5 protein-coding genes and 1 pseudogene are annotated in these 3790 nt (G+C 59.9%); all 6 read right to left on the bottom strand.

Annotated features, from left to right (window positions below; all coding sequences use genetic code 11):
- On the bottom strand, window positions 1-239 hold a 239-nt coding region (locus tag ABJF10_RS29890), incomplete at its 3' end, for a metallophosphoesterase family protein (protein WP_348548256.1).
- Window position 240: 1 nt separating this feature from the next.
- A complete protein-coding gene (locus tag ABJF10_RS29885; RefSeq protein ID WP_348548255.1) occupies window positions 241-1011 on the bottom strand; it encodes a hypothetical protein in 771 nt (256 codons plus the stop codon).
- The gene (locus ABJF10_RS29880) at window positions 1008-1898 is read right to left on the bottom strand and encodes an ABC transporter permease subunit (RefSeq protein ID WP_348548254.1); all 891 of its coding nucleotides are present in this window, start codon (window positions 1896-1898) and stop codon (window positions 1008-1010) included. Before ABJF10_RS29880 ends, ABJF10_RS29885 begins: the two co-directional genes overlap by 4 nt.
- Complete coding sequence (locus ABJF10_RS29875; protein WP_348548253.1) at window positions 1895-2746, bottom strand: ABC transporter ATP-binding protein; 852 nt, start codon at window positions 2744-2746, stop codon at window positions 1895-1897. The genes ABJF10_RS29880 and ABJF10_RS29875 overlap by 4 nt, the downstream gene beginning before the upstream one ends.
- 368 nt (window positions 2747-3114) lie before the next feature.
- On the bottom strand, window positions 3115-3387 hold the full coding sequence (locus ABJF10_RS29870) for an acylphosphatase (RefSeq protein ID WP_348548252.1): 273 nt from the start codon (window positions 3385-3387) through the stop codon (window positions 3115-3117).
- Window positions 3384-3790: pseudogene (locus ABJF10_RS29865) on the bottom strand (galactose-1-phosphate uridylyltransferase); the annotation flags it as partial. The pseudogene ABJF10_RS29865 and the gene ABJF10_RS29870, both read right to left, overlap by 4 nt.

Below are 3790 nucleotides of genomic sequence, written 5' to 3'. Positions count from 1 at the left end.
GCAAGGGGGTTGAAGCCTTCGAGCTCCTGCGAGATGGAAGCCTGCTCGTCGTGGTTCCCTTTGACCACCGGGCAATCGAGATTGCGGACGATTTCCAGGCACTCGTGCGGGTTGGCATTATACCCCACGACGTCGCCCAGGCACACGTAGTGCGTCACCTCGTGCTTCTCGGCGTCGGCCATGACGGCCTTGAGCGCCTCGAGGTTGGCGTGAATGTCTCCAAATATAGCAAAACGCATGTCAGGGGTTGGCAGCCGGGGGAATATAAACTTTCTGGTCTGCAGGAACATTCAATTTTTCCTGCAAGATGCCGAGCCATTTCATCAGGGTCGGTAAACGTTCGTTTTCGCCGGTTTTATACAGTTTGAGAAGCCCTTCGTACGCCTCCCGTTCGTGGCCGGGGCATTGGGCGAGCTCGTAGAGGACAAATCGGTGGGTAAAAACGGGGGCATCGTGGAACTTGGCGGCTTTGGCAAAGACCTCCGCCGCTTTGCAGTGGTCCTGGAATTTCTCCCGGTAAAGGAAGCCGAGGTCCCCGTAAAGCGTGTAAACGTCGGGATTGTTGGCGATGCCGCGGATGAGATAGTCCTCGCCGAGCTTCCAATACTCGCGCTGCGCCTTTACCCGCAACGCTTCCCGCGGCTGTTTCGGGTCCTCCAGGGCCGCAATACTCGCGTTGAAGGCCATATGCCAGGAAGCCTGGCTCCAAAAGAGCAGGCAACGCGGCTGCAGGGCGGTCACAGCATCGAAATCGACCTTCATCGCGCCCCATTCCGTGCGTTCCCACAAAACGTGGGCATGAATCCACAGGAAATCGGCTACCAAAGCCCGAAAACCACTGAGCGCCGCGAGAAAACCCATCTGGCCGATCTTTTCGCGCAGGCTGAGATCCAGGTTGGCCCCGTGAAAATAGGCGGCCTTGTGTTCCTTTTCGAGAGCGGCTTCGTACGGCATCCTCACCGCCCCGAAGACGAGCAGCGCGAGAATGGCGATGACCATCCGCCGATTCATAGCTCCTTCCCGGAAAACACGAAGTAGCCGACGAGGAAATAGACGCCGATGTAAGTGACCCCGAGCCCCGCCGTCTTCACGAAGAGCAGCATCGGGATGGCGTTGCCGACCACGATGTCATCCACCAGGCTTAGCGAAGTGAGGTCGGGAATGATCAGCGCCACCAGGGCGAGGAAGACTTTGGTCAGGTGGGACGTCGTCGCGGAGTCGAGGTAGGCCTGCCGCGCGATCGGCTGGATATGGCCGATGAGATAAACGACCACCGACATGATGACCGTGAAAATCCACGACGAAGCGAAGGTCGAGAGCAGCAGGGTCAGCGCGGCGCACAGCGCGGACTTGAGATAAATGATGACGATGCCCGGGAGGAGGTTGCTGTTGAACGAGGCGGCGCGGATGGAGTTCAACTGATCCGGGAGCGCATTGTCGGGCACGTAACGCGCGGCATTGGCCAGGGCGTCCTGTTCGCGCGTGTAGAGCACCACCATGAAAACCGCGCTCATGAGCGAAATGGCGATGAAGAGCAACGCCAGCACGCCGATGAATTTGCCCAGCAGGTACTCGAAGCGCGGCACCGGCTTGGCCAGGATCGTATAGAGAGTGCGGTCCTCGATGTCCTTCGGCAGGAGCATGGCCGTGGCCAGCACCGCAAGGAGCCAGGTGAAGATCGACATCGCGCCGAGCGACACGTCCTTCAGCACCTGGAACTGCTCCTGAAAGGTGAACTTCGAGGTGAAGAACGAGCTGCCGATGATCAGCAGCGCGAAGAGCAGCATGAAGTAGAAGACTTTCAGCCGGACGAGCTCGAGGAGTGTGTTCGAGGCGATGGCGGAAACCCGGGACAGGGAAAAGGCCTTGTGCTTCGTAGCGGTAGGCGTGGCGGTCATGATGGCGGAGAGCTGGTCACGTCGAGGAAGTAGCGCTCGAGGGTCTTCTGCGGTTTGCGCTCCTCGACGAGGCGGGCGTTGGATTTGCCCAGCAGCGTGTGAATCTCGGCGAGCAATTGCGGCGTGGCGTTTTCGAGGATGAGCTCCGTCTGGTTCTGGATAGAGATCAGCTCTTCCAGCGTGCCTTCCCGGATGAGCACCCCGTGGTTGAGAATACCCACGTGGTCGCAGATTTCCTGTACCTGCTCCAGCAAATGCGAGCACAGCAACACGGTGATCCCGCGTTTCTTGAAATCGAGGATCAGGTCGCGAATCTCCCGCGACCCCGCCGGATCGACTCCCGCGGTGGGCTCATCGAGCACCAGCAGCCGCGGCTCCTGGATCATGGCCTGGGCCAGGCCGATGCGCTGGAGCATGCCTTTCGAGTAGCCCGCCAGCCGGCGATCGGCGGCGTTTTCCAAGCCAACGAGCTTGAGCAGTTCCTTCGAGCGGTCGCGGATTTTCGCGCTGCTCAGCCCGCAGAGCTTGCCGTAGAAGCGCAACGTCTCCGCGCCGGTGAGGTATTTGTAAAAATAGGGGTTCTCCGGCAGAAAACCGACATCCTCGCGGCTTTCGACCGTCGTGGAATCGCGCCCGAAGATCTCTGTCCGCCCCGAGGTCGGCGAGACCAGCCCGAGGACGATCTTCATGGTCGTCGACTTCCCCGAGCCATTCGGCCCCAGCAGCCCATAGACCTGGCCGGGCTCCACAGTGAGCGAAAGGTCCTGAACGGCCGTCACCTTTTCCCGCTTGAAGGGAATCGGGTAGATTTTCGTGAGATTCTGTATGGAAATCGCTGGGGTGGACATCCTGGAGTCTGGGAACTATGGCCGGGGTTGACTGTACCGCAAGCCTCCTGCCAATTCTGTTGAAAAATGTCGGTGAAAACGCCGCCGGTTGACTCTTCCATTGGGAGCCCGAGGCCCGTGTAAAAAAACTCGCACCTTAAATCGGCTTAAGAGGGCTTAAGGCACCTTAAATCGGCTGGTTTTCTTTTGCCGGAGTCCTGGCCGATGGCAGGGGATTATGTCGTGGCGTGCGTCGTGGAAAATCGTCGGAGTTCATGCGGGGAAGTGTGCCATAACACGGCCGAAAATGTGCATCGCTCCATTGGCTCCATTGCGGAAAATCCCCATTCTACGGCCAATTATGCCCCGTTCTTCGCTGCGGCCACTGCCTAGTGGACGATATCGAAGCCCTTCGTGCCCGTGAGCGGCGGGATGGGGATCGCCGTCACGCCCTTGATGTGGCTCTTGAGTTCGCTCTCGGCGAGCGCCTCGAGGAAGCCTTCGACTTCGTCGGTTTCCCCGCTGCATTGGAGTTCCACGCGGCCATCCGGCAGATTGCGAATCCAGCCCACGACCTCGTAACCTCGCGCGAGTTGTTTACACGTGTAGCGGAAGCCCACGCCCTGCACGCGGCCCTCGTAGAAAACCTGCCGCGCGCTCATTCCGAAAGCTCGATCGACCGCAGGTGCGCCGCCGCGACTTCCGGCCAGACGCTGTTCAACCAGCAACCCGTGGCCAATTCCACGCCGCCCCGGAAATAAAGGCGCGGCAGGATCTCGATGTGCCAGCGAAAATCCCGCTCCAGTGTCGTCCAATGATCGCCCCGCGCGGATCGCGTGGGCGCCGTGAAGAGCATGAGATTGTAGGGCGGATGATCGAGCGCGCGGTTCAGCTTGCGCAACGCGTTCTTGAGCACATCGGCGAGCTGGTTCGTCTCCTGTTCGGTCAAGCCGTGAAAATCCGGGCACTGCCGCTTCGGATAGATCGCCAGTTCAAACGGCGCGCGCGACGCATACGGGCAGAAGACGGTGAAGCCGTTGTTTTCATACACGAGCCGCGTGCCGG

This window comes from Chthoniobacter sp., from assembly GCF_040003245.1.
GTDB lineage: Bacteria > Verrucomicrobiota > Verrucomicrobiia > Chthoniobacterales > Chthoniobacteraceae > Chthoniobacter.
Note: the sequence above shows the minus strand (reverse complement) of the source record. Positions and strands in the feature narration are given on the sequence as shown.

Coding starts and splice junctions, on each gene's coding strand:
- ABJF10_RS29875 (WP_348548253.1), bottom strand. CDS start 2,746: ATGTCCACCCCAGCGATTTCCATACAGAATCTCACGAAAATCTACCCG.
- ABJF10_RS29885 (WP_348548255.1), bottom strand. CDS start 1,011: ATGAATCGGCGGATGGTCATCGCCATTCTCGCGCTGCTCGTCTTCGGG.
- ABJF10_RS29880 (WP_348548254.1), bottom strand. CDS start 1,898: ATGACCGCCACGCCTACCGCTACGAAGCACAAGGCCTTTTCCCTGTCC.
- ABJF10_RS29870 (WP_348548252.1), bottom strand. CDS start 3,387: ATGAGCGCGCGGCAGGTTTTCTACGAGGGCCGCGTGCAGGGCGTGGGC.